The sequence below is a fragment of the Stenotrophomonas sp. 86156_Sma genome (assembly GCF_056481625.1).
In genome coordinates this window covers 13,102-39,123 of record NZ_CM151157.1, presented here as the reverse complement: position 1 = coordinate 39,123, position 26,022 = coordinate 13,102, and the positions used below count along the sequence as shown (strand labels likewise).

The window sequence follows — 26,022 nt, the reverse complement described above, 5'->3', positions numbered from 1 at the left end:
CCATGCTAGAGCGAATCATTCGCGCGTCTATCGCGCACAGATGGCTTGTGCTCCTTCTGGTCCTGGCCCTCTCAGGCCTTGGGATCTGGAACTACAGCAAGCTTCCCATCGACGCCGTTCCTGACATTACCAATGTCCAGGTGCAGATCAACACCGAAGCTCCGGGCTACTCACCGCTGGAGGCCGAGCAACGGGTCACCTTCCCGGTCGAAACAGCGTTGGCCGGGTTGGCAAAGCTGGAATACACCCGTTCCATCTCACGCTACGGCCTGTCTCAGGTCACGGTCGTGTTTGAAGATGGCACAGATATCTACTTCGCCCGTCAGCAGGTCGCAGAGAGACTTCAGCAAGCGGGATCCCAATTGCCCGTGGGACTAAAGCCAAGCCTTGGACCGGTAGCGACGGGCCTGGGTGAGATCTTCATGTACACCGTGGAAGCGGAGTCCGGTGCTGAAGAGACGTGGACACCAATGGCGCTTCGTACGCTGCAGGACTGGGTGATCCGACCGCAGATGCGCCACTTGAAAGGCGTAACCGAGGTCAACACCGTCGGAGGCTATGTTCGCCAGTTTCACATCACGCCGGACCCGAAGAAGCTCCAAGCATACGGACTGACGCTGCAGGATGTGCTCGAAGCCGTGGCCCGCAGCAACACTAACGTGGGTGCCGGCTACATCGAGAAAAGCGGTGAGCAGTACTTGGTCCGCGTGCCGGGCCAAGTGGCCGACATGGCGGGTTTGCGCAAGATCGTAGTGGCTAACCGTGATGGCATGCCATTGCGTGTTGGCGATCTGGCAGAAGTTGTAGAAGGCACCGAACTTCGTACAGGCGCGGCAACCAAGGATGGCAACGAAGTGGTCCTTGGTACGGCGTTCATGCTCATCGGCGAAAACAGCCGGGACGTGGCTCAGCGAACCGCGGCCAAGCTCAAGGACATCGACGCTACGCTGCCTGACGGCGTTCGGGCGCATCCTGTGTATGACAGAACCGAACTGGTGGATCGGACCATCGAGACGGTGAAGAAGAACCTCCTCGAAGGCGCCTTGCTCGTCATCGCGGTGCTCTTCCTGCTTTTGGGCAATCTTCGTGCGGCACTGATCACTGCGGCGGTCATTCCATTGACGATGCTGCTGACGATCACAGGCATGGTCCAGAATCGCGTCTCTGCGAATCTGATGAGCCTGGGCGCACTGGATTTTGGCTTGATCGTCGATGGGGCAGTCATCATCGTAGAGAACTGCCTGCGTCGCTTTGGCGAGCGGCAACACCTTCAGGGCCGTTTGTTGACTCGGGAAGAACGATTTTCCTTGGCGGCAAGTGCCAGTGCAGAGGTGATCAAGCCAAGCCTGTTCGGCCTTTTCATCATCGCGGCGGTCTACATCCCGATCTTTGCCCTCTCCGGCGTGGAAGGGAAGATGTTCCACCCGATGGCGCTTACCGTGGTCATCGCGCTTACCGGTGCCATGGCACTGTCCTTGACATTCGTGCCTGCCGCTGTGGCTCAGTTCGTAACGGGAAAGGTTTCGGAGAAGGAAACCAAAGCCATGCGCCGAGTCACCAACGTGTATGGCCCGATGCTTGAGCGTGCCGTCAATGCACGCAAGGTAGTGGTGGCCTCTGCTGCGGTGCTCACCGTCCTGGCGGGCCTGCTTGCAAGTCGCCTCGGCACCGAGTTCATTCCGAACCTGGATGAGGGCGATATCGCCTTGCATGCGCTTCGAATTCCAGGGACCAGCTTGACCCAGGCGATCGGCATGCAACGTCAGCTGGAAGCGGCGATCAAACAGTTCCCCGAGGTAGATGAAGTCGTCGCAAAGATCGGCACTGCCGAGGTGGCCACCGATCCCATGCCCCCCTCCGTAGCCGACACCTTCATCATGCTCAAAGATCGGGACCAATGGCCTGATCCGCGCAAGCCGAAGGCACAGCTTGTTGCCGAGCTCGAGAAAGTGGTTCGCGCCATTCCTGGCAACAACTATGAGTTCACCCAGCCGGTGCAGATGCGGATGAACGAGCTCATTGCGGGCGTTCGGGCTGAGGTTGCTGTCAAGCTGTACGGCGACGACCTGGAGCAACTGGCAACCATCGGCAGCCAGGTAGAGAACGTTGCCAGTGAGATCCAGGGAGCGGCCGACGTGAAACTTGAGCAGATCACCGGTCTGCCATTGATGACGATCACGCCGGACCTGGATGCACTTGCACGATACGGCGTAGCCATTGACGACGTGCAGAAGACCATCTCGGTGGCGCTGGGAGGTGAATCGGTCGGCCAGGTGTTCGAAGGCGATCGGCGCTTCGATATCGTGGTTCGTCTGTCGGAGAACCTTCGCCAGGACGTCCGGACACTGGCGTCACTACCTGTGGCCGTCGCGCCCGGGGTGAGCACAGGCCAAGAGCGCAGCTTCGTGCCGCTGGGCCAGTTGGCCAAGGTCGAGATCGCGCCTGGTCCGAACCAGATCAGCCGTGAGAATGGTAAACGCAGGGTGGTGATCACAAGCAATGTGCGCGGGCGCGACTTAGGGTCCTTTGTCGAGGAGTTGCGCACCAAGGTCGGACAGGAGGTCCAGCTGCCGGAAGGGTACTGGATCGAGTACGGCGGCACGTTTGAGCAGTTGATCTCGGCAAGCAAGCGGCTGTCCGTCGTCGTGCCAGTGGTTCTGGTGATGATCTTCGGATTGTTGTTCATGGCATTCGGCTCAGGGAAGGACGCTGCGATCGTATTCAGTGGCGTGCCGCTTGCACTGACCGGGGGCGTGGTGGCGCTGTGGCTGCGCGACATTCCCATGTCCATCTCCGCAGGTGTGGGCTTCATCGCTCTTTCGGGCGTTGCCGTGCTCAATGGCCTGGTAATGATCAGCTTCATCAAGAACCTGCGGGAAGAAGGCGTCCCCCTGCACAAGGCTGTCACCGAAGGTGCTCTTACCCGCCTCCGGCCAGTCCTGATGACGGCCTTGGTGGCGAGTCTGGGCTTCCTTCCTATGGCCCTGAACGTCGGTGCTGGCGCGGAAGTTCAGCGTCCGCTCGCCACTGTTGTTATCGGCGGAATCATCTCTTCAACGCTGCTGACACTTCTCGTGCTGCCGGCGCTGTATCGATTGGTTCACCGCGAAGATTCTGTTCTGGAAAGTCGCTCCTCATGAACCACCCGTCCCCTTTCTGCACAAGGAACTTGTCTTTGACTTCTTCCAACAAGCTCTTTGCTTGGCTTTCGATGCTTGCCGCAGTCCTCCTGCCGTTTGCGGCGTTCGCGCACGGTGTAAGCGAGGGAGACCAGGCCTTCCTTGAAGAAAGCACCGGTAGGCAACTGATCGCGTTTACCTACCTTGGCGCCAAGCACATGGTGACTGGATACGACCACCTTCTATTTCTGTTCGGGGTGATCTTCTTCCTATACCGCATGCGGGACGTGAGCATCTACGTCACCTTGTTCGCCATTGGCCACAGCACGACGCTGCTGCTCGGCGTGCTCGGCGGCTTTCATGTCGACGCCTATCTGGTCGACGCGATCATCGGTCTCTCGGTGGTCTACAAGGCCTTGGACAACATGGGCGCGTTCAAGCGGTGGTTCGGCGTGCAACCCAACACCAAGATTGCAGTCCTTGTCTTCGGCTTCTTCCACGGCTTCGGCCTGGCCACGAAGCTTCAGGACTTCTCGCTATCGCCGGACGGGCTGGTCCCCAACATGCTTGCGTTCAACGTGGGCGTTGAGCTCGGCCAACTTCTGGCGCTTGCCGGCATCTTGATCGTGATGGGCTTCTGGCGTCGGCTGCCTTCCTTCAACCGCCAGGCCTACGGCGTGAACACCATCTTGATGACGGCCGGCTTCGTGCTCATCGGCATGCAGCTCACCGGCTACTTCGCTTCCTGATTTCTGACCGAGACCCATCATGTCAATCACTATCAATCAACCACTTCCCACGACTGGCCGCCTGCTGAAGTCGACCCTTGTCGCTGCCGCCATTGCCGGCGCGCTTCTCGTTACGGCCGTTCTGCCGGCGGAGTACGGCATTGATCCCACCGGGATCGGCCGAGCGCTGGGCCTGACTGCCCTGGCAGACGGCGGAAGCACCGCCGCAGACCCGGCTACGCCGACGTCCTCGACAGCATCGGACGCAGCGACCACCTTGGCGGAAAAGGCTGCGGCTGCGTTCGGGGCGAACAAGGGGCAATCGCTTGATCCAGCCGCGGTATCGCTCACCAACGGTGAGCTTCGCCAGGACGCGATGACGATCACGCTGGAGCCGGGGAAAGGCAAAGAGGTCAAATCCCACATGGCTGCTGGCGCGGGAATGCTGTTCAGCTGGAAGGCGACCGGTGATGTAGCAGTCGATATGCATGGTGAGCGGCCCGACGTGAAGGGTGCATGGACCAGCTACGCCGTCGAAGCTGCGCAGCGGGAGGCGCACGGCACCTTCGTCGCGCCATTTGAAGGAACTCATGGGTGGTACTGGCAGAACCGAAGCGACACGCCGGTGACCGTGAGCATCGAACTTGTGGGCTACCAAGCCGACATCTATCAGCCGTAACACCCGGCACTTCGCCGACCCAACCCGAGGAGAAACAACATGAAAACTCATAGCGCAGTAATTGCCGGCCTGCTTTTCAGCATGTCCCTTTTCACCACGGCATCCGCTCATGATCCTGCCCTCCATGCCGATCCGGCTCCCCCGGCTGCTCCCAAGGCCAAGCCGACGACTTGCGAACAGCTTGCCGACCGTTCGAAGTACAAGGTGGACCTCAAGGATGCCCAGACCAAGGCGCTGAAGGAACGTTGCGACGCACAGGCAGCTCCGAAGAAGAAGTAAATCCACTCGGATTTAGCCAACGACCCTGCCATTCCGGCGGGGTCGTCACCTCGACCCGAACAGTGGTGGGCGTACACTCCGCCTGTCTGCCGCCTCTGCCCTGAATCCGGGCAAAAGGGCGCACACGGGTTGGTGCCGTCAGAACGTTGCTACCAGGACAATCCCATGCTCGAAGTACTGAGTCACCCGGCGTTTCGGCGCCTGTTTGGTGCCCAGATAGTCGCCCTGGTCGGAACCGGCTTGGCGACTGTCGCCCTTGCCCTCCTGGCCTACGACCTCGCTGGCAGCCAGGCCGGAGCGGTGTTGGGCACCGCGCTGGCGATCAAGATGGTCGTGTACGTGACCTTGGCGCCCGTTTCAGGAGCGTTGGTCCCTGCACGGCTGCGCAAGCGGGTGCTGATCGCACTCGATCTGGTTCGTGCGGTTGTGGCGGTCTGCCTGCCCTTCGTCACCGAGATCTGGCAGGTGTATGTCCTCATCGCTGTGCTGCAGTCGGCATCGGCATGTTTCACGCCGCTGTTTCAATCCACCATCCCCGAAATTCTTCAAGAAGAGCGTGATTACACCCGTGCGCTCTCACTTTCCCGATTGGCATATGACCTTGAAAGCCTGCTGAGCCCGGCGCTTGCTGCCGCACTGCTGACGATCATTAGCTTCCACGGGCTGTTCGCTGGTACCTCGGTAGGTTTCATCCTCTCGGCGCTGCTCGTCGCGTCCACCACCTTCCCGGCCCTCGCTGCGGTCTCTTCCAAGGACGGTCCCTATGCCCGAGCCATCCGTGGAATGCGAATCTACCTCCGCACACCGCGATTGCAGGGCCTGCTCGCGTTGAACCTCTGCGCCGCAGCCGGCGGCGCGATGGTGTTCGTCAATACGGTGGTTATGGTCCGCACCGTTCTGGGCGGGGCGGAGGAGCAGGTTGCATGGGCGCTGGCGGCCTTCGGAGGCGGGTCCATGCTGGTCGCACTTCTTCTTCCGAAGGTTCTCGACCGCATTTCGGACCGGACAGTAATGTTGGCTGCAGGACTGTTCATGTCAGTTGTCCTGGTTACCTTCCTTGGCGTCTGGTTTGCCCTGAAGGGACATCCCGGGTGGACGGCGGTCATTCCGGCCTGGACGCTGCTGGGCATGGCGTATGCCGGCTTGGTTACCCCCGGCGGGCGGCTGCTGCGGCGTTCGGCTGAGTCCGCCGATCTACCATTCCTCTTCGCTGCCCAATTTTCCCTATCGCATGTTTGCTGGTTGATCGCCTATCCACTCGCCGGGTGGGTTGGTGCGCGCTACGGCTTGCATGTTGCCTTGGCCGCCTTGGGGATTCTGGCCACACTCGGTTTGGTCGCCGCGTGGCGCAGATGGCCGGCGCACGATCCAGAGGAGATAGCGCATAAGCACGAACATCTTGCTGAGGACGACCCGCACCTCTTGGCACACCGAGACGTGGATGGCACGCACCGTCACCGGTTTGTCATCGATCAACTTCACACACGCTGGCCAGGCTGACCAAGGCGCCAGGCGGGCGGCGAGCACGGAGCTACCTACTTGCGAGTTTGGTCGCAGACGTACAAGTCCATGTCGACGTCATATCGACACGCGCGCCCACATTCGTAAGATCCCACTTCCTGCGCCCCTGGCAGTGGAGGGCTATTTCTCAGGGCGGCTATTGCAGCCGCCTGGCAATGCTCGAAGGTGTCGTAATCGCCATAAACAGCGTGACGGACTTCCTGAGTGGACGCGCCGGGCGGATAGACAAAGGCAGTCCAGCGCCCCTGGGACCCGCCGCAAGAAACCGCGACTATGGCGACGCCGACGGTTAAGGTTGTCCGACCGATGTCCATGGCCGAATCCTAGCACCGCCGCGCGCCGGGCGGACACCAGCTTAAGCCTATTCAGCTTCGCGAACCAATTTCCTTCGCTCAGGGAAGTCCGCTGTTGGCGATGAACGGACCTCCGTCGCCTGCAAGCGGGCAGGTGACCACGGAAGAAGCGACCTGGAACCGCTCTCTCAGTGTTGCCGCGTTACAGGTTAGGGAAGTTCGCGAAGCAGCTCGGCGTGGCGCCAAGTTCCACCAATGAGCCAATGACTGGCAGAACGCTTTAGGGCTAGGATTGCCTCAGGGGCGTAGTAGGAGTTGGTGTCAGTCTGCGTCCTACACGGACCGTTGACCAAGCCTCTTACAGGACGCCCCATGCCTCGAATTCGCCATTTGGCCATTCGGAACTTTCGATCCATCAAGGCGCTCGACTGGTCGCCCGCCCCGGGCATCAACTGTTTGATCGGTCCTGGCGATAGTGGCAAGTCCACCATCCTCGATGCCATCGACCTGTGCTTGGGTGCTCGACGAAGCATTTCCTTCGGCGACATGGACTTTTTTGACCTCGATGTCTCAGAGCCCATTCGTATTGCCGTGACATTCGGGGAACTGCCGGCATCGCTGATGGACATTGATGTCTATGGCGACTTCTTGCGAGGATTCGATTCGGTATTTGACACCCTAGAAGACGAACCCGCCGCGGGGTTGGAGACAGTGCTTACGCTGCTGCTTCAAGTCGGGGCGGACCTTGAGCCCAGCTGGACGCTGATCTCCGATAGGTCGCTTCAACAAGGCTTGGAACGAAGCCTGCCTTGGAAAGAACGCATCGTGTTAGCTCCGGCACGCATCGGCAGCTTTACAAGCTCCAACTTATCTTGGAGCCGCGGGTCGGTGCTCAACCGGCTAACAGACGAGCGCGCAGAATTGGGAGCCCAGCTCGCTCTAGCAGCGCGTCAGGCGCGCGCCAACTTTGGCGCTCAAGCATCGCCCCACCTGAGTCAGACACTCGGAATCGTCCGGACAACTGCCCAGAGCCTTGGAGTTGACGTCGGATCGATGCCGCAGGCCTTACTCGACTCGCACTCCGTCTCCATCGGCGAAGGCGCCATCGCGCTTCACAGCGAGGCAGGCATCCCCCTTCGGTCCCTTGGTACGGGTTCTTCTCGACTCTTGGTGACGGGACTTCAACGGGCCGCGGCGGAGTCAGCGCCGATTGCCTTGGTGGATGAGGTGGAATATGGGTTAGAGCCCCATCGGCTCATGCGGCTGCTGGATTCCTTGGGAGCCAAGGAGACGCCGCCGCCTCTCCAAGCGTTTCTCACAACACACTCCCCTGTGGCACTTCGTGAGCTTTCAGGTGAGCAGCTGCTTGTAGTTCGGCCACGACCGGCTGGCCATGTCGTCATTTCCGCTGGCTCGACCGACGAGATTCAAAGCACGCTGCGCACTGACCCGGAGGCCTTTCTGGCGAAGTCTGTGATTGTGTGCGAGGGAGCAAGCGAGGTAGGGTTTGTGCGTGGCCTCGATCTATGGGGGGTAGCCAGCAAAGAATCCTCTTTCTTGGCTTTAGGTGGTGCATACGTCAATGCAGGCGGAGGCACTCCGGACAACGCTTTTGCCCGAGCGACTGCGCTTATGGATCTGGGTTACCGAGTCCTCGTCTTCATAGACGCTGACAAACCTGCCGCTCCAGGTGTTGCAGAAGCATATCTTCAATCAGGCGGCAGCCTCGTGACTTGGCGGGCAGGAATGACGTTGGAGGACGAGCTGTTCCTCTGCCTTCCTGACACATCGATTGATGCCCTGCTCCTGAAGGCTAAAGAGCGTGTTGGCGAAGATCTTATGAACCAACAGCTGGTTGCCAAATCGAACGGTCTAACAACTTTGGCGTCCATCGAAGCGCTGAGGCCGAATTCACCCTATCCGCCTGATATTCGCGTACTGCTTGGCGAAGTCTCCCGTATCAAAAAGAATAGCTGGTTCAAGTCGCTTACGACTTACCAGTCAATCGTCCTGGATATCGTCTCTCGGGGCTACGCAAACGCGGACGCTAGCTTCAAGGCAGTAGTAGACCAACTCTGGGCCTTTACCCGTGCTGCCTGAAATCGATCTGCTAGCTATCCAACGCGGATCGATCACCGCCCCAGCAGGATGCGGCAAAACCCAGCTGATTGCCGAGGCGCTGGCATCCCACTCTGGGAACAGACCGATCCTTGTTCTGACTCACACAAATGCTGGCGTCACCGCGTTGAGGACACGCTTGAAACGCGCGGGGGTGCCCAGCTCTGCCTATCGGCTGTCGACGATTGATGGATTCGCTATGCGTCTCATCGCCAAGTTCCCGGCGCGCAGTGGCCATCATCCCCAACTCTTGGAGCTCAACAACGCGGGTAGCGACTACCCCGCGATCCGTGAATCATTCCGGCAACTCTTGGACTCGGGGCATATCGCTGCACCCATCGCAGCCACTTACGCCCGGCTTTTGGTTGACGAGTATCAGGATTGCAGCACCGTTCAGCACTCCATCGTGTCCACCCTCGCTGCGCTTTTGCCCACGTGCGTCCTCGGTGACCCTCTGCAGGCCATCTTCGGATTTGGCGGAAATCGGCTGGTTCACTGGGAACAAGACGTTCAATCGTCCTTCCCAGCAGCGGGTAGCCTTCGAACCCCTTGGCGCTGGCAAATTGCAGGTAATGAAGAGCTGGGCCAGTGGCTGCTATCCCAAAGGCATGCTCTTACGGCCGGCTTACCCATTGATCTAACTACGGCTCCGTCATCCGTTCGTTGGATCCAGCTGGTTGCCGGTAGTGAAGTGCAGCAAAGATTGACTGCGGCACGGACCAATGCGCCTGGTAGCCAAGGAACGGTTCTGGTAATTGGCGAGTCCATGAATGTTCAAGGCCGCCACCAACTCACCAGCCAAACGCCTGGGGCAATGGCGGTAGAAGCCGTGGACATGCGAGACCTCGTCAACTTCGCCAGGCAATTCAATCTTCAGGCTCCTAGTGCGCTGCAAGACTTGGCCACCTTCTCCGCTCTCATGATGACGGGCGTCGGCACGGCGAATCTAGTGACGCGTGTCGGTACCATTCGTAGAGGGAGAGCCAGGACACCTCCAACTCCTGTAGAAGCTGAGGCAGTCGCCTTTGAGTCCGAGCGGACCATGACGCGCGCCTTGCGGCTGGTGGACGCTTTGGCCGAACAGACAGGCACTCGGGTCTATCGGCCCGAGATTCTGCACTGCTGTCGATCAGCCATGCGAAGCGTTATCAACGGAGAGCAAGATCTATTAGGAGCCGCACTTCATGCCCGCGAGCGAAATCGTCACCTCAGCCGCCCCATTGCGCGCAGAGCAGTCGGCAGCACTCTCCTTCTGAAAGGTCTCGAGGCAGACATTGCCGTGGTCCTCTATCCGGAGAGCATGAGCGTGCAGAACCTCTATGTAGCCCTCACGCGTGGTGCGAAAGGGCTGGTGATCTGCTCCAGTACCCCAACGCTGACCCCGACCCCATAGCCTCAACCTAACCATTCTGCGCCCTATCAGGCACGAAGCTTTGCGGCGCTTCATCATTGCAATGGTCACAATGGACCTTGTCCCAAAGTCGTTGCTGAACATCTGGGTCTGAAGAACGTGGGTCTCGCCGGGCAGCGACTGCATCAGGATTGATTTCAAGGTTCTCCTTGTCCCACCTAGATGATTGGGCGGCGAAGGTGGCGTAGGCTATCTGCTTACCAATGATGCGTCAGCGGACAGCAGAATGAGCAGACCCAACTCAGTAGAGGATAAGGCATTGGCCGCTCTTGACCGCCTGGTGAAGCGACGCCCGACCAATGAACTGCTGAAGGCAAAGATGGCCGCAGGTCATCGGATCATCACGCCTACCGCGGTCGCGGCAGAGGCAGGAGTAAATAGAGGGAGCTTTGGATCAAGGCACGCTCGACTTGGGCACGTCTGGCTTAGAATTCAGGAGCTGGCTGAGGAGGAGAGGCGAGGCTCAGTAGCTGAAGAGCTCGCCAGGGTTAAGGCTGAGAACGCAAGGTTGAAGGCTCTGCTTTACAAGACCAACATCCACAACGCATCTCTCCAACTCGCAGTGTCCCGGCTTCAGAAGCAGAGTACCAAGAGAGACGATGGAGCAAATGTCGTCAACTTTCGCCGGAACGATCGGAAGCGTCCCCGGTAGCGTTGGATATCATCCTCAGCACTGCTCGACTCTGAACAACACGGCTCATAGCAATCTTGGAATACTGATCCCTAGAGTTGGTCCGCTCCATCTGGACAATGGCCTGATTTTTCAGGAGGCGATCCTCCCAAAAGTCCTTATGCTCTGGCAGGATGATGCAGCACTTGCACCCCGCGCACAGGCCGGGCGACCGTAGGCCGAAGTTCGGCGAGGCGCGGACAGTGAGGAGGCTTGCTTGTGGGTTGCAGCTGGAACGGTCAGGCAACATATCAATCAGGCAACTTGCGTAGGTCCCTGTCCATATCCGCAGGTCGGTGAGTTTCACGTATGCCACGGCCTTATCGATCGGCGTCTCTCCGTCCATCTTGGACAGTGCCTCGGTCATTGATTCGGCATGCTGCATGAGAAGACGCTGCGCCGGTCCACCTCCGATCGGCCTGCCGAGGGTGATTTGAACTAGGAACCGAGAGGTCTCCATGACTCTCTCTCCTTCCAAGTTCTCGAGCAGAGCCGCATCGTTTCCAATGTACCCTTGATCCGTGATCTGCTCGCTCATGTGACGGAAGTGCGTCCGTAGCGCTGGCATTAGTTCCGGCTTGGATCGGAACACATAGTGCGCAAAGGTGATCCTCCATCGCTGCGGGCGTAGGTACCTCACCTCGTAAACAGCTTGCGTCGTTTCGATGCCACGCTTCTTCGTGAGGGCTTCGACGGCAAACTCACGTTGCAGCAGAGAATTTCTGGATGCTGTCATTCGGCCGATTCCATCGGGACCCGATGGAAGGGACTTGGCGTGGGAGAAGCTGAGCATCAGTGACTTAGTGCCCGATAGTGCTCGCCAAGGCTCCATTAGCCGCACCAGCACCTCGACGGATTTCAGCACGATCGGCAGGTGATTCGTGCCCAACGGGCGCAGTCCGGCAGTCCACTCATGGCGAGTCGCTTCCCTTTTGGCGGAAATGCCACAGATGGAGAACACCTCCATTAGTCCGTCTAGCGACGTCACTGACTTGACCACACCGTGCTGTAGCGTCGGATCGTGGTCCAGGGAGAGGCCAATCAGCTCATGAGCTCGAATCCCGGTGCATCCCTGCAGCAAGACACTGCATGCGCTTTGAGTCATTAGTATTAGGCGTCTCAGGCCCTGAGTTCCGCTAATCTCGCGCTCGTCACCAGCGTCATCAATCCGATCTATGGTGGCCAATGGCTCATGCCAGGGTGTCAGTGTCCCTGGGATCGGGCTCATCTGGAACTCCTCGATGTGCCGTTTGATCTGACGAAAGCAGGCGATTCGTCTCGGTCCCGTAGCACTTCTTGCGTCGATCAGCATCGGGATGACCTCAGCCTGAAGTCTGATCACATCCTCCGAGCCGTACTCAATCCATTCACATGCGTAGGAAAGAATCGGTACCGAGATCTCGTCCGGGACAGGCATCAATCCACCCGTTCGAGCAAGCCCGAGCGGCTCTGTCACGACGTCGTAGGTCTTTCTTCCGTCAAACGGCGCTTCGCACGGTGCTTGTCCGCCTCTGGCGCGCAAGCTGTCCGCGATTTCGTAGATCTGTGTAAGTGGATGGATGAGTTTGTAGGCGGTCGCATGCGTCCACGCCCTGTCTCGACCGGCATCACTTCGGGCCGTCATGTACTGCTCTTCGAGACCTTCGACGTAGTCCCAGCTCATCGCCGTGGTGATATCGAAGAGGGAGTGGATCTCCCGCTCTCCCATGAACTTCACCAGCTCCCTCATGCCCATGTAAGTGCCAGGGATAGACCCAACCGTCATACGTACGGTGTCCTCAATGATGGCGGTCTTGAGGTAGCACTTCAGCTCAGAGAGCAGTCCTCTGTGCTTGTAGTCCGTGAGCAACTCTCCGCGTGCCACAGGGATTGCCCAGTCAACTGTGACAAACTCCTTCTGTTGGCCGACCGTGGTCTGGGCAAAGGTCCAGACATCACTGTCATAGTCAACTTGGAAGGAAGGATGCAGGGTCGCTGCCTGCGCTGTTTCGACCTTTCTTGCTGCGGGCATAGCCATATCTCTAGAATTGATTCGCTAGTGGCGGTACAGCCGGACTATTCAAGTCCAGGCAGGGGCGTCAGCATGATCATCATCGCTGATTGTCGATTCGCAGTTGTGCTCACTGCTGGGATCCATGAATCGCGGAGAGCGAGATAGGCATTCTCGAACTTTCGCCTCCAGATCTCGCTGCCGAGCTCTGCCCTGGCTTCTTCGTATAGCTCCTGCAGTTGAAGAAAGCGCGCGAGCGCGTAGGCTTCGTTTGGATCAGCTGCGGCGAGCGGGCATGCAGGACAGGAACCATAGCTGGTGCAGAGCTTTCCATGGCGCTGCCCTGGTTGAGGACTTTGGAATGGATCTGCACAGCAGAAGCCCTGCGTGGCTGCCGTTTGCTCACGATCACTTCGGGCGGAGCGTGTGTCGATCTTTCCATTTGAAGTCACCCAGCGCTCCTGTGCGGTCATGGCTCCTGCCAGCTGTTCCTTTTGCCGATGCTGCATCGTGGTTGTCTGGTAACTGTCTTGACCAGTTGACAGTAGCCGATGGCCTAGCATTGCTCGGAGCTCGAAGGCGTCGCCGTCGGTCAGCCCATCAACCGCTTCGGAGAACGCAAGCCTGTTTGCTTGAGAGCCAGAGTACTTAAGCCCCCTTCGTTTGCAGAACAACGTGATGTAACCGGTCACCCGCGTGGTCACGTCGTCGGTTCTGGCTGAGTAGGAGTCGATGTGCATTCCTCGGCGCTTGTGCCGCCCGCCTTCGGAAACTGCGTGGAGGAAGAAGTCATTGGCAAGCTCACCAGCAGCGTAGTCTCTGATTCGTTTGGTCCAAGCAATAACGAAACTGATCAATCTTTCAGGCGCTAGCGGGTGATCGCTAGCGGGGAAGGCTGCTCGCTGTGTCGCGCCCTGAGCGGAACTTCCAGCCCTGCGCTTGGAGGACTTGATCACCGTTCGCTTTTGTCCAAGCGGGTAGTGCTCCGATATGCCATTCAGGGTGAGTGTTCTAAGTGGCTGCTCGTTGAAGCCCGAGTGCATGGCTAGTACGAGAAAGAATGGGATCAGATCGCCGCCGATCGGGTGCGCTAGTCTCCTCAGACGGAAGTACTCGCTTTCGCTGATCTTTCCTACGCCTGGGAGCTTGTGAACCGCGCCTTGGCGAGGAAGATGACCGTCAAAGTTTGCCAATATTTGAGCAATTGCCTCTGCCGGATCGCTTAGCGATACAGCGTCGCCCTTTTTCTTCTGAGCGAGGGCACTGTGAACCCTATCTAGAAGCGGCCACACTTCGTCCATTGTCGATATGCATTCTTCGACCGCCGCCTTCATGACGTTGGCCCAAGCCGCACGGTCCAGCTCTTTCGGCTTGCTCTTCCGTGGCAGTCCTGCGAACGGCTTTGGCGGAATACGGATCACCTTCCACCGTGGATCCATCTCGTGCAGCGCAAGAACGACCTTCTTGAAGGTCCCGTAATAGTGGCGCTGGGTCTCCACCGAGAGAACTGTCGGGTGCGTGGTATCCCTACCTTTCAGATACGTTAGAAAGGACTCGCCGAGATCCATTGGAGTGTCGTCTGGGCCGCTTATCTTTACCCCTTTTACGGTTAGGTACTGCACCAGGCCACTCACGATGTTGTTAGCTGAAGAGGATCTAGTCGTCTCCCTGCTGTTCTTGTTAGCTCGGCAGAACGCCTCGGCGAAGAGCGGTGCCGCTGCACCTATGCCCTTCCACCGGCTGAGATTAACGATGTTGTCGCGCAGGTCTCCGGCGCGCCTGAACGCGACTTCTAGGCGACCAGCGCTCTCGCGGACATCCCATTTCTTTGTGTTGCCTACCTTTTCCTCAACTACTACGGCGTGCCGCAGCTGGGCGGATCTTCTTCCTGCCACGTAACGCTCCAATCCGTGTTCAATCTGATTTGATAAGGTGAGTCGGTCACATGCGAGGAGTAGTGCGTATGCTGGCCGTGGAGCCGTGTGAGCTCCAACTCGTCAGGCCTCGACGCCGATTCGCATAAAGGGTTGACCTTCAAGGTGCAGTCTGATCGATTCCCTGGTTTCGCTCTCGAATGCGTTCGCGCTTCGCAGGTAGATGGACTCAGTCGTATCCCTGAGACTGTGTCCCAGTACCGACTGAACATACTTGATCGCATCCATGTCACCGTTTGCGCGCTTCTCCATGTACGTGTACAAGGCGAAGGTGTGTCGAAGGGCGTGAATGGTTATTCGCTCGCGCTGCGTGGATTCGTAGCGAGCCAGGTCACGCTCTTTGGAGAGCCGTTTGAGCAGCCTGTCCTTGGCCTGGGCGAAATGCCGGTCGAAGATCTGCGGGGTTATCGGATTGCCCGCATGCTTGCGGTTGTTTGCGTCGAGGACGAATAGGACGCCGTGATCCTCGAGCTTGTGGTATCCCAGTCGGAGGTCAACGAGGCGCTGCCGAACACCTTTGGCATAGCGCTTCAACGCGTTGAGTAGCCAGACTGGAACGGGAACATTGCGCTTCTTGTTACCTTTCCCGAGCACGGGGATGGCGACTGCAGTGAGAGGATCGCGCCCTTCCGTACGGGCCTGAAGGATGGTTTTCGCTTTGAGATCGCACACTTCCGCCCGCCTCAGTCCTGCTTGATAGCAAAGCTCAGCCATCAATCGCTGCGCCGTGGTTGCGTATGCCAGTTCAACCAGACCGTTTCGCTCGAGCACAGGGTTTGGACCTAGTTCGTCAAGAATACCGACGACGGTCTCGGGATGGAGCGCAGTGATGAGTTCGTCAGCGTCGTTCAGCCCGGGAAGGTCGACGCCAACGTCGAGAACTTGAACAGTTCCTCGCTTCGTCTGCTTGCTCAGCAGCGCTGGTGCCTTCCTCAGGTATCCCCGTTTCACGCAGAATGCGATTAGCTTGGTCACGGTCGACCATCTTCGATGAATAGTCGCGGCGGCGAGCTTATCCAAGGTCACCGCAGAGTCCAGGTCAGTCAAGGTGTCCGCATAGGATCTGAGGAGATCCTCATCTACGTCGGAAACGAGCTTTTTTCTTGCGTCAAGAAAGTGATGGAAGTCGGTGAGGTCAGCCGCGATAGCTGCGGTTGTGTTCTTGCTGCAGGCAAGCTTTGGCTTTGGACCGATCGTTAGATGGGCATCTGCAAAGAATTCAAAAGCGGGCTGAACGATCGTTCCATCAGACCTGCTGACCAAAAAGCAGAAGCCTTCGGGTAAGGGTACGCCTTGCGCACACTTGATTCCTGTCGCTTCCGAAGCGATTGCACGTGCGGTGCATATTTCGACGTCATAGACCATGGCGCCGAAAGCTATCAGGTATACGGAAAGTTTTTTTTGCTGTGAGCCTTACGGTACGTTAACAACTGAAATGAGAATCATGCCTACTTTTTACTTCCATTGATTCATATATTTACGCGTGATCGTGACCCTACTGGTACGCTCGGTGTGAAGGAAGACCTGCTCGCTGGTACGGGGGAAGTGCGCAACAGAGAGGTGGGTTCGTTCGTCGCGCAGGCTAGATTTGCTCCTTCAGTACCAATGTTGGTGTCCGCTTGGCGCGGCAATCGGTAGCGCGCGGTCAATGGCTACCCAAGGCTGGCAGTGAGTTGACATCATCAATCGGGAGACGCCGCGGTTGCTACTGCGCGTTCTTTAGGGAAGCGTGTTGGCTGGGCAGTGGGTACGCCTGGAGCTACCGATTCAATTGCTGCCGGCAAAGGTAAGGTTGCCGCAACGCCACTGCACCACTTTTGATTGCTGGCAACCTTTGGTTGGCCGTCTCCGGGTTCTCCGGAGCGACGCTATCAAAGAGTTTCTCGAGTGCTGCCCGCGTGCTGATCCCTAACTGTGCCGAATGTGCGAGAGGACGGCCGCTGCATACGCGCTCTTTCAACGAGCCATCGAGACAACGCGCTGCTCAGCCATGATCGGCGATCATGTGGCCAAGGTCGGATGCACTCTGCAGTTCAATGATGCGATCGGTCAGGCGTTCAGCTGCGATCTGCAACCCGTCATCGTCTGACGAGTACGGGGAGCCGAACAGCGGGATCTCGACCCACAGTCTCTCCTGCCCATCATGCACATAGGGGCCATGGTCATCCAAGAGAAGGGCTTCACCCACGTGGGGGGAGACATAGGAAAGATCCTTTGTCCTTCCAGACCAGTGGATGTATCGAAGCTCGACAAACCATGCCGGAACACTGCCTTCCCTAGCCAGGAGTCCGGCAATTCTTCTTGCAAGTGCCTCGGGAACCGTAGTGAACAGTACAAGTTCCTCGAACTGCGATCGGACATCCTCTAGGAACCGGTGAAGCCCAGGGCGAGGAATCTGACTGACTGCGTTGGAGATGAGCGTGCCTTCGAGGTCCAGTGCCAGGATGGTTGGCTTCATTGGGAGTTCCTGTCTAAGCTTCTAAGCCTGAGTAAACGCATCGGTAGGTAGCTATCCATGGCGTGGGTCACAGGGTACCGGTTCGGGCTACGCCCCTCTGAAACTTTGCCCAACCACTTCACTTCCGTTGGATTGCTTCTGAGACCTCTACGGCCCAACGCGAGGTGTGGATGATCCTGGTCTCCTGCAGCTGCTCTTGAAGGATCTGGCGTTTGGTGAGCTGAGACACCGCCTCCCACTCGTTCCTGAAGATGTAAGTGGCATTGCCTGACTCGGGACTCTCGAACACGTATCGATTCCTTCCCGTGAACCCAAAAACGATGTACTCACTGAAACCGCCTAATCCGACTGCCATGAAGTCGGGCTCGTGACGAGTGATGGTCCGGATGCGCTGCTTAGCGACTGCGCGGTCGCTGTCGGTCAACTGCTTCAGATAACTATCCAATACCTGCATCGCTCTATCGAACGGGAACTTCCCCGGAGGGAGAATGCGCCAGTTGATCTTCTCGACCCTGACCGGCACCGCGAGGTCCGGGTCAACGATTTCGAAGTGTTGGAAGCATTCCAGGTAGATGTTGAGGAGGTTTGCAATGCTCTCTTCTGGCTCCGTCCGGTCAATGATCCTAGTAGCCATTGCGATACCACTGTCTGTATCTACAGCAGTGAGGAATTCACCAGGTGGTGCAACGTATTCCCTGGGATAGGTCTCATAGGATCTTGTCTGAGTACCGTGGTGAGTGTGTCCGTGCCAGTCCTTCCACGAGGTATTGATTGATCGAGACTTGGTGACCATCGGAAGGTCCTTTCGGATGATCTCTTTGCCTCGGGCATTGAATAACGTCGCGGGTCCTTCGGCGCTTGGCACAATGGAAGCGCCTGCGAGCGGAAGGTCGTCGAATCCCAGCATCGCCGCTTGGTGTTCTGTGAGTGGGCCGCTAAGAATGCGAAACTGTGGCAGCCGCTCAATCGTGCTTCGGTAGACTGATAAACCTCTCACTTGCTTGGGCATACGCTGGTCCTTTTCATGAGGAAGCGGGATAACTGCGTATTTCGGCCCACCGTGACCGGCTGTTTCGGTAGATCGTGACCGGACATTTCGCTAACGCGTGACCGCTCATTTCGCTATCAACGTGACCGATTTCCAGCCTGCTCCGAAACAGGCGGTCACGACTTACCGAAATCGTCGGTCACGGCTTAGCGAAACGCTTCCACCCCGTTGCGCATGACCTGACGCGACCGTCACCCTCGCCCGATTTCGGGGAGTAGAGGGATGGCGGCGCAGCGAGTAGCCATGCGTAATATCAAAGAATGTCTGCGCCTCAAGTTCGAGGGCGGCCTCTCTCACGAGAAGATCGCCCGGGCCTTGCAGCTGTCCAAGGGCGTCGTCAGTAAGTACGTCACCGCAGCCGCTGAAACCGGGATGGAGTGGCCGGCGCTGGCCGTGCTGGATGAGGTGGCGCTGGCGGCGGCACTGTTGCCCACTGCCAGGGTTCGCCAGACCCGCGGCGAGCGGGTGGTGCCGGATCTGATCACGATCCACCGCGAATTGCGGCGCAAGGGCGTCACCCTGCAACTGCTGTGGGAGGAGTACGTCGCCGCCCATCCCGAGCAGCCGACCTACCGCTATACCCAGTTCGTCGAGCACTACCGCCGCTACGCCAGCACCCTCAAACGCTCGATGCGTCAACAGCACCGGGCCGGCGAGAAGCTGTTCATCGACTACGCCGGCCCGACGCTGCCGGTGATCGACCCGGCCACCGGCGAGATCAGCCGGGCGCATATCTTCGTCGCAGCGCTGGGGGCCTCGAACTACACCTATGCCTGCGCCACGCCGGGGGAAACCCAGGTGGACTGGCTGACCGCGCTGGGTCAGGCATTCAGCTATTTTGGCGGGGTCAGCGAGATGGTGGTGCCGGACAACCCGCGCGCCCTGATCGCCCATCCCGACCGCTACGAGCCGGGCTTGAACCGCGCCGCGCTGGAGTGCGCCCGGCATTACGACACGGTGATGCTGCCGGCGCGGCCGCGTAAGCCGCAGGATAAAGCCAAGGCCGAGGTGGCGGTACAGGTCGTCGAACGCTGGATCATGGCGCGGCTGCGCCACCAGCAGTTCTTCAGCCTGCACGCGCTCAACCAGGCGATTGCCAAGCTGCTGGAGGACTTGAACCAGCGCCCGTTCAAGAAGCTCGATGGCTGCCGCCGGGAGTGGTTCGAGCGGCTCGATCAACCGGTGCTGCGGCCGCTGCCACAGCATCCCTACGAGGTGGTGACCTTCAAGCGCTGCAAGGTCAACATCGACTACCACATCGAAGTGAACGGCGGCTTCTACAGCGTACCCTCGGCCCTGGCCCGGCAGAGCGTCGATGTGCGGCTGAGCGCGCATACCGTGGAAGTCCTGCACGGCAACCGGCGGGTCGCCAGCCACTTGCGACTTCAGCGGCGCGGCGCCTACAGCACCCAGAGCGAACACATGCCGGCCTCGCACAAGGCGCACCGCGAGTGGACGCCGCAGCGCCTGCTCGACTGGGGTGAGCGAATCGGCCCGCAAACCCGGCAGATCGTCGAGCACCAACTGACCCACAAACCGCACCCGGAGATGGGCTATCGCGCCTGCCTGGGCCTGCTCTCGCTGGCGCGCCAGTACGGTAACGCGCGCCTGGAGGCGGCGGCCAGCCGCGCCGTGCAACTGCGGGCGCTTAACGGCCGCACCGTGCGCAACCTGCTCAAGCAAGGCCTCGACCAGCAACCACTGCCCAAGCCCGCGACGCCGGCAGCACAACCCAGCAGTCACGAGAACGTCCGTGGCGCCGATTACTACACCCAAGAGGAGCTGTTCGATGATGACCCAACACACCCTGAGCCAATTGCACCAACTGCGGCTGGGCGGCATGGCCCGAGCACTGGAAGAACAATGGACGCTGCCGGCCAGCCACAGCCTGAGCTTCGATGAGCGCCTCGGCCTGCTGCTCGACCGCGAGCTGGCCTGGCGCGACGACAAGCGCCTGGAGCGGCTGCGTAAACAGGCCAAGCTCAAGTACGCCAGCGCCTGCCTGGAAGACCTCGACCGGCGCCGTGGCCGCACGCTGGACGAGCGCCTGATCGCGACCCTGGCCAGTGGTGACTGGATCCGTCAACGGCACAACCTGCTGCTGACCGGCCCGACCGGCGTCGGCAAGACCTGGTTCGCCTGCGCCCTGGGCCACCAAGCCTGTCGCCAGGGCTACAGCGCGCTGTACCTGCGCACCCCGCGCCTGCTGGAGCAACTGCGCATCGCCCACGGCGACGGTAGCTTCGGGCGCACCCTGCAACAGCTGGCCAAGGTCGATGTCTTGATTTTGGACGACTGGGGCCTGGCGGCGCTGGAGGAAAATGCCCGGCATGACCTGCTGGAAGTGATCGACGACCGCGCCGGCAGCCGCTCCACCATCCTGACCAGCCAGCTTCCCGTCGAGCACTGGCACGGCTGGATCAACGACCCCACGCTGGCCGACGCCTTGCTCGATCGCCTGGTACACAACGCCTACCGAATCGTGATGAAAGGCGAGTCACTACGGAGGAAAAACACGGAGGAAGAAGCCGCATCGTGACCGATGCGGTTAGAATTTAAACCCCGCGCAATCGGGTGAAGCCACCGGTCACGTTGTTAGCGAAATGAGCGGTCACGTTCACCGAAATCCGCAGGATAACCAAATATGTTTGGAAAGCCGTCTAAGCTTGCTGCGGAGGAGATGCTATTTCCTTTTCGGGGAGATGCTATCAGTACTCAGAAACCTAGGACGCTCTGTCCCTGTAGGCGCCGCTCGGACTGCATCCATAGCTTTGTACTGATGCTAGCCTCGTTTTCCGTTCGGCTAGAAAAGTTGCCCCTGTGGCGACTTGTCTTGGGGAGGTTGAAAAAGATGAGTGGCCAGCGCTGGCAGCCTAGTGAAACCGAGTTCACGATGCTTCTTTTCAAAGCGCTTCCGGATCAAGTCCGCTACAGGGCCAGTTCCGGACATCCTGGTGCCAAAGCTGGCGTCATACTCCTTTCCACCATGCATCTGTCGCATCAAGCTAAGCACGTGCGCAGCGCGGTCCGGATAGTGCAGCTCGAGCCATTCTCTCCAAATGTCCTTAATCTCGTTGGGTAGCCTGAGAAGCACGTAGCCTGCTGCCCGAGCGCCGTGTTCGTGAGCAGCCTCAAGGATGGCTTCTAGGTCATGGTCGGTGATCATGGGAATGACCGGCGCGATCAAAACCCCTACCGGTACTCCTGCCTCGTGCAGCTGATTCATTGCTCGCAGCCTTGCGTGGGGAGCAGCAGCTCGTGGTTCCAGTTTTGCAGATAGCTTCCTGTCGAGCGTGGTGACCGAGAAGTAGACCGTAACCAACCGATCCTTGGCCATCGACGCCAGCAGTTCGACGTCCCTGGTGATCAAGGCACTCTTGGTGACGAAGCTCACCGGATGCTTGGCATCAGCAAGCACCTCAAGGCATTGGCGTGTAATTTGGTAATTCCTTTCAATCGGCTGATAGCCGTCTGTGTTTATCCCCAACGCAATCGGGGTGCACTTGTAGTTCGACTTGCTAATTTCTGCTCTGAGGCGCTCCGGGGCATTTGTCTTTGCAAACAGGCGCGTCTCGAAGTCTAAGCCTGGTGAAAGGCTCAAGTAGGAGTGAGAAGGGCGAGCAAAACAGTAAACACAGCCATGCTCGCAGCCGCGGTACGGGTTGACCGACGCGCTAAAGCCAACGTCAGGGGATGAGTTGTGGCTGATCACTGTGCGCGCTCGCTCTTCCTGCACCTGAGTTCTCAGCGGTGGCGCGTCTTCCATCTCCTGGTAGACCGACTCCCAGCCGTCGTCGACTCCCACTGTTGCAGTGGTATCGAAACGGCTTGGGACACGCGATGCGGCCCCTCTGCCTTTGAGGGGAACTTGGGCCTTTCGAGCATCCTGTTCCATGGCGACAACTTGGGAAGGTCGGGCCGTTAGTATTATTGCTAACCACAGGCGCCGCAACACCGTGAAATTCAGCTAGCTGTAGGCCATACGGTCGTTTGGCGAGTAGGTTCTGCCCAGGCTTATCCACAGCTTCGGCTGGCAAGGCCTTTATCAGCTGCGTTGGCCATGGAGCGCTTTGGCTTCCGCCAAGAAGATCTGCATCAATGCCCGCGATCGACGTGTTGCTGCAGGCAGTGGAATGCCCAACTGTGCGCAGAGCGAAGTCGCATATGCCATCTGTGCACCCGTGGGCGGCTTGATGTCCCAATCCGTTAGCTGGGGGATGAGCTTTGAGAGCTCTTCTGCCAGGCGGTACTCAAAGCCTCTTGCTTGCCCTTCCTCTTCTTGCATTCGACGCATCTGCATAGCGACCTGCTCCCTGCCCATGGGAGAAAAGGGAAGCTCAAGAGTGAACTCCAGTTCCGGACATACGAGGTAAAAGTTCATGGGAGATGCAATTAGTACTTATAAGTAGACTACCTTTAGAGGCGTAGTCTTTAAAGTACTGGAACCACAAGCTGCTTCGTATGGTCGAGCATACGAACCAAGCGAAACTTGCAGATGTGATCCGCGCGCATCGCATTGATCTGGGTGTCAGCCAAGAAGCCTTTGCTGACCACATCCAGATGCACCGCGCCTACTACAGCAAGATCGAGCGTGGCGAAAAGAACCTCACTCTCGCTACCTTGGAGCGAGTTGCTAAAGGCATGGGTACCTCGATGTCGGCCCTGCTGCGCGCCGCAGGGCTCTAACACTCTTTGCAGACCACGAAGGTTGGCCAACCTCTCCAGGATGGGCGTGTTTGGCCGGCACTGCGCGGGGGATTGTGCCGATAGCAATGTGTTTACTGATTATTCTCTAACCTGTTGATCTATATGGATTTATCTAGTGAACAATCAGGGGGTATTGATACCGTGCTCGCAACCGCGATAGGGATTCACGGATTGACTGAAGCCGACGTCCGGTGAGGTGTTGCGGCTGATGATGCTGCGTGCGGTCTCGGCACGTACTTCAGTGCGCAGACGTGGGGCGAGGAATTCCTCGCTCTCATCGACTGCCCAGCCGTCGTCCACCGCCTCGCTGACGGTGCTTTCAAAGCGCCCGGCAAGGTGGGACGTGGAACCTCGGCCCTTGATCGCGATACCCATTGCGGCAGGTTACGCCGCAGCCGTCTCAATGGCTGCGACGGCCGCCTGAAGGGTTCAGGGCGAAGCTCTGCAAGGCAACCGTATCACTGTAGCGCCGAGCCCATGCTCGGCTGCATCCATCGGTCACAGCAGGGCCAGGTACCCGCGCACGGTGGCATCCAGCCCGTCATACAGTGCCTCGCCGATCAGCGCGTGGCCGATCGACACCTCCAGCACGTCTGGCACGTGAGCCAGGAAATCGCGCAGGTTGTCCTGCGACAGGTCGTGCCCGGCGTTGACGCCCAGGCCCACCGCCTGCGCCCGCCGCGCCGCAGTGGCGAACAGTTCCAGCATCGCCGCAGCGTCTCCGGCCGCGTGTGCTTCGGCGTAGGGGCCGGTATACAGCTCGACACGATCTGCACCGACTTCGGCCGCCTGCTCCAGCAGCGGGTTGCCCGCGTCGACGAACAGGCTGACCCGGCAACCCATCGCCTTCAGCTCGGCCACCAGCGGGCGCAGTCGTTCGGCATCCCGCTCGAAGTCGAAACCATGATCGGAGGTGATCTGGCCGTCGCTGTCAGGCACCAGGGTAGCCTGCGCCGGACGGGTCTGTGCACACAGCGGCAGCAGCCCCGGATAACCCTCGCGCGGCGGCGCGAACGGATTGCCTTCGATGTTGAATTCGACGCCACGGGCACGGGTCAGCGTGGACAGGGCCAGCACATCCTCGGCGGTGATATGACGGCGGTCCGGTCGCGGATGCACGGTGATGCCGTGCGCGCCTGCATCCAGGCAGGCCTGGGCGGCGCGTACCACGTCCGGTTCGGCACCGCCGCGCGAATTGCGCAGGACGGCGATCTTGTTGACGTTGACGCTGAGCTGGGTCATGGAACGAAACTACTTGGAAAGAGGGGATGGATCGTGATCGTTGGGGTCGTCACCCCGGCGGGCCTGGGCCTGTTCACGCAGGCGGCGCAGTTCTTCGGCATCGACCAGTGTGGATGGATCGCGCTGCGGATCACCGAAACGGGCCACGTAGCGGCCACGCACCCAGGCCAACAGGAAGGCGAGGGCGGCCAGCAGGCACAGGGTCATCAGCCCGGGGCTGGGGGTCTTCAGCGCGAAGGCGAAACAGCCCAGCGCCAGCAGCAGGTACAACCAGTACATAGTCGGGCTCCCCGGATGATCGGCGCAGTGTAGCGCTGCGTCAGAGCAGCGGCGAGGCCAGCCGGGCGAAGGCCTCGGGCAGGCGGTGCAGCCACAGCGAACGACCGGCCTGGTCGTGCACCCGCGTGGAACGGTCGAATTCGCCCTGCAGCAGTTCGGCCAGCGCAGCCACCCGGTCACGGTCGCTGATCATCATCGACAGCTCGAAGTTCAGCCGGAAGCTGCGGTGATCGAAGTTGGCACTGCCGACGATGCAGACGTCGTCATCGGCGATGAAGGCCTTGGTATGCAGCATGCGTGGGCCGTACTCGTAGATCTTCACCCCGGCATGCAGCAGCTCGTCGAAGTAGGAGCGGGCGGCCTGGGTGACGAACCAGGAATCGCTCATCTTCGGCACCAGCAGGCGCACGTCCAGCCCGCCCAGCGCGGCCGAGGTCAGTGCCATCCGCGCCGCTTCGCCCGGCACGAAGTAGGGCGTGACCAGCCAGACGCGCTCGTGCGCTTCCTGGATCGCCGCCACATGCAGGCGATGGATCGTTTCCCAGCCCGAGTCCGGGCCGGAGACCAGCACCTGGGCGTTGATCGCACCATCGCCGCGCAGCGGCATGTCAGCTGGCCACAGACGCGCGATGTCCATGCGCGAGGGATCCTGTCCACTGGCGTAGAGCCAGTCCTCGGCGAACACCAGCTGCAGGCTGCGCACCACGTGGCCGCGGATGCGCATGTGCAGGTCGCGGTAGGCATCCGCCCTGCGGCTTTCATCCTCGTCGTCGGTGATGTTGATGCCGCCGGTGAAGGCGAGGCGGCCGTCGACGATCACCAGCTTGCGGTGGGTACGCAGGTTCAACCACGGGCGCTTGAATGGCTTCAGCAGCTGCCGTGGGTGGAACCAGATCGCTTCGCCACCGGCGTCGAGCAGCGGCTGCAGGAAGCGGCGGGGCAGGGCCGACGAACCCACCGCGTCGAGCAGCAGGCGCACCTGCACACCCGCGCGGGCGCGCTCGACCAAGGCGTCGCGCAGCGCGGTGCCGGCATGGTCCGGGTTGAAGATGTAGTACTCCAGGTGCACGTGATCGCGGGCCTGCGCGATGGCGTCCAGCAGGGCCGCGTAGGTTGCCGCGCCATCCACCAGCCAGGTGACTTCGGTGGCGCTGCTCGGCGCGAGCCCGGTCGTGGCCTGTGCGACCTTGGCCAGCTCGGTGCAGTCGGCGTCGGGTGGGCAGACATCGCTGTAGTGCTCCATCCCCGAGCGGGCACGGCCACGGCGCAGGCGCTGCCGCTTCACCTTCTGCGGGCCCAGCAGGTAGTAGATGAAGAGACCCAGGTAGGGCAGCAGCGCCAGCGACAGGATCCAGCTCAGCGTGGCCACCGGCTCGCGCTTCTGCAGCATGATCCAGCCCGCCAGCGCGAACAGGTACAGCAGATAGGCGACCGCCAGGATCGTGCCAAGGTGGGCGATGCCGTCGAGCCAGTGGCGCAGGGAGTCGAAGAGGGCGAGCATCCGCCGATCATAACGGTCCAGACCGTCAGGCATAAAAAAGACGCC

At 59.7% G+C, this 26,022-nt stretch carries 21 protein-coding genes and 1 pseudogene; 11 read left to right on the top strand and 11 right to left on the bottom strand.

Annotated elements, in window-relative coordinates:
• The first annotated feature begins 2 nt into the window (after nucleotides 1-2).
• The 8 genes from ACZK33_RS00165 to ACZK33_RS00130 all read left to right on the top strand — a co-directional run bounded on the left by ACZK33_RS00165 (nucleotide 3) and on the right by ACZK33_RS00130 (nucleotide 10,800).
• Nucleotides 3-3,140 (top strand): efflux RND transporter permease subunit, encoded by a 3,138-nt coding sequence (locus tag ACZK33_RS00165; protein WP_012478645.1) that lies wholly within the window; start codon nucleotides 3-5, stop codon nucleotides 3,138-3,140.
• Entirely contained in the window at nucleotides 3,137-3,868 is a 732-nt protein-coding gene (locus ACZK33_RS00160) for a HupE/UreJ family protein (protein WP_012478644.1), read from the top strand. Before ACZK33_RS00165 ends, ACZK33_RS00160 begins: the two co-directional genes overlap by 4 nt.
• Nucleotides 3,869-3,887: 19 nt before the next feature.
• Nucleotides 3,888-4,526 carry a hypothetical protein gene (locus ACZK33_RS00155; RefSeq protein ID WP_046272255.1) on the top strand — a complete coding sequence of 213 codons (639 nt, stop codon included), beginning with the start codon at nucleotides 3,888-3,890 and terminating at the stop codon, nucleotides 4,524-4,526.
• Nucleotides 4,527-4,565: 39 nt separating this feature from the next.
• Nucleotides 4,566-4,805 (top strand): hypothetical protein, encoded by a 240-nt coding sequence (locus tag ACZK33_RS00150; protein ID WP_005414985.1) that lies wholly within the window; start codon nucleotides 4,566-4,568, stop codon nucleotides 4,803-4,805.
• Nucleotides 4,806-4,970: 165 nt separating this feature from the next.
• Nucleotides 4,971-6,305: an MFS transporter gene (locus ACZK33_RS00145; RefSeq protein WP_005414984.1), complete on the top strand. Its 1,335-nt coding sequence runs from the start codon at nucleotides 4,971-4,973 to the stop codon at nucleotides 6,303-6,305.
• 686 nt (nucleotides 6,306-6,991) lie between these two features.
• Entirely contained in the window at nucleotides 6,992-8,719 is a 1,728-nt protein-coding gene (locus ACZK33_RS00140) for an ATP-dependent nuclease (RefSeq protein WP_005414983.1), read from the top strand.
• Nucleotides 8,709-10,130, top strand: a complete 1,422-nt coding sequence (locus tag ACZK33_RS00135) for a UvrD-helicase domain-containing protein (RefSeq protein ID WP_012478642.1) — start codon at nucleotides 8,709-8,711, stop codon at nucleotides 10,128-10,130. The genes ACZK33_RS00140 and ACZK33_RS00135 overlap by 11 nt, the downstream gene beginning before the upstream one ends.
• A 244-nt stretch (nucleotides 10,131-10,374) precedes the next feature.
• Nucleotides 10,375-10,800, top strand: coding sequence for a hypothetical protein (locus ACZK33_RS00130; protein ID WP_146033496.1), 426 nt, complete (start codon nucleotides 10,375-10,377; stop codon nucleotides 10,798-10,800).
• Here ACZK33_RS00130 and ACZK33_RS00125 read toward each other — a convergent pair.
• The 5 genes from ACZK33_RS00125 to ACZK33_RS00105 form a co-directional block, all read right to left on the bottom strand.
• Nucleotides 10,763-12,835 (bottom strand): hypothetical protein, encoded by a 2,073-nt coding sequence (locus tag ACZK33_RS00125; protein WP_005414981.1) that lies wholly within the window; start codon nucleotides 12,833-12,835, stop codon nucleotides 10,763-10,765. The genes ACZK33_RS00130 and ACZK33_RS00125 overlap by 38 nt on opposite strands.
• 38 nt (nucleotides 12,836-12,873) lie before the next feature.
• Entirely contained in the window at nucleotides 12,874-14,715 is a 1,842-nt protein-coding gene (locus tag ACZK33_RS00120; RefSeq protein ID WP_021204602.1) for a hypothetical protein, read from the bottom strand.
• 90 nt (nucleotides 14,716-14,805) lie between these two features.
• Nucleotides 14,806-16,107 (bottom strand): tyrosine-type recombinase/integrase, encoded by a 1,302-nt coding sequence (locus ACZK33_RS00115; RefSeq protein ID WP_012478638.1) that lies wholly within the window; start codon nucleotides 16,105-16,107, stop codon nucleotides 14,806-14,808.
• Between the two features lie 619 nt (nucleotides 16,108-16,726).
• Nucleotides 16,727-17,200, bottom strand: coding sequence for an NIF family HAD-type phosphatase (locus tag ACZK33_RS00110; RefSeq protein WP_021204601.1), 474 nt, complete (start codon nucleotides 17,198-17,200; stop codon nucleotides 16,727-16,729).
• 118 nt (nucleotides 17,201-17,318) lie between these two features.
• Nucleotides 17,319-17,993: a hypothetical protein gene (locus tag ACZK33_RS00105; protein ID WP_229298499.1), complete on the bottom strand. Its 675-nt coding sequence runs from the start codon at nucleotides 17,991-17,993 to the stop codon at nucleotides 17,319-17,321.
• 477 nt (nucleotides 17,994-18,470) lie between these two features.
• On the opposite strand from ACZK33_RS00105, the gene istA reads away from it, so the two are divergent.
• Both istA and istB read left to right on the top strand, forming a co-directional pair.
• Nucleotides 18,471-20,150 carry an IS21-like element IS1162 family transposase gene (gene istA / locus ACZK33_RS00100; RefSeq protein ID WP_478453375.1) on the top strand — a complete coding sequence of 560 codons (1,680 nt, stop codon included), beginning with the start codon at nucleotides 18,471-18,473 and terminating at the stop codon, nucleotides 20,148-20,150.
• Entirely contained in the window at nucleotides 20,038-20,787 is a 750-nt protein-coding gene (gene istB, locus ACZK33_RS00095) for an IS21-like element helper ATPase IstB (RefSeq protein ID WP_013100941.1), read from the top strand. Before istA ends, istB begins: the two co-directional genes overlap by 113 nt.
• A 264-nt stretch (nucleotides 20,788-21,051) precedes the next feature.
• On the opposite strand, the gene ACZK33_RS00090 is transcribed toward istB, so the two are convergent.
• Entirely contained in the window at nucleotides 21,052-22,143 is a 1,092-nt protein-coding gene (locus tag ACZK33_RS00090) for a PA0069 family radical SAM protein (protein WP_021204599.1), read from the bottom strand.
• A 150-nt stretch (nucleotides 22,144-22,293) separates the two neighbouring features.
• Nucleotides 22,294-22,629, bottom strand: a complete 336-nt coding sequence (locus ACZK33_RS00085) for a hypothetical protein (protein WP_012478634.1) — start codon at nucleotides 22,627-22,629, stop codon at nucleotides 22,294-22,296.
• An 80-nt stretch (nucleotides 22,630-22,709) separates the two neighbouring features.
• Between ACZK33_RS00085 and ACZK33_RS00080 the strand changes: the two genes are divergently transcribed.
• Entirely contained in the window at nucleotides 22,710-22,934 is a 225-nt protein-coding gene (locus ACZK33_RS00080) for a helix-turn-helix domain-containing protein (protein WP_012478633.1), read from the top strand.
• A gap of 159 nt (nucleotides 22,935-23,093) precedes the next feature.
• Here the strand turns inward: ACZK33_RS00080 and ACZK33_RS00075 are convergent.
• The 4 genes and pseudogenes from ACZK33_RS00075 to cls form a co-directional block, all read right to left on the bottom strand.
• Nucleotides 23,094-23,330, bottom strand: a pseudogene (locus ACZK33_RS00075) (radical SAM protein); the annotation flags it as partial.
• Nucleotides 23,331-23,453: 123 nt separating this feature from the next.
• On the bottom strand, nucleotides 23,454-24,197 hold the full coding sequence (locus tag ACZK33_RS00070; RefSeq protein ID WP_423174612.1) for a pyridoxine 5'-phosphate synthase: 744 nt from the start codon (nucleotides 24,195-24,197) through the stop codon (nucleotides 23,454-23,456).
• 9 nt (nucleotides 24,198-24,206) lie between these two features.
• Nucleotides 24,207-24,476, bottom strand: coding sequence for a hypothetical protein (locus tag ACZK33_RS00065; RefSeq protein WP_032129280.1), 270 nt, complete (start codon nucleotides 24,474-24,476; stop codon nucleotides 24,207-24,209).
• Between the two features lie 40 nt (nucleotides 24,477-24,516).
• Entirely contained in the window at nucleotides 24,517-25,977 is a 1,461-nt protein-coding gene (cls, locus tag ACZK33_RS00060) for a cardiolipin synthase (protein ID WP_032129285.1), read from the bottom strand.
• Between the last annotated feature and the right edge of the window lie 45 nt (nucleotides 25,978-26,022).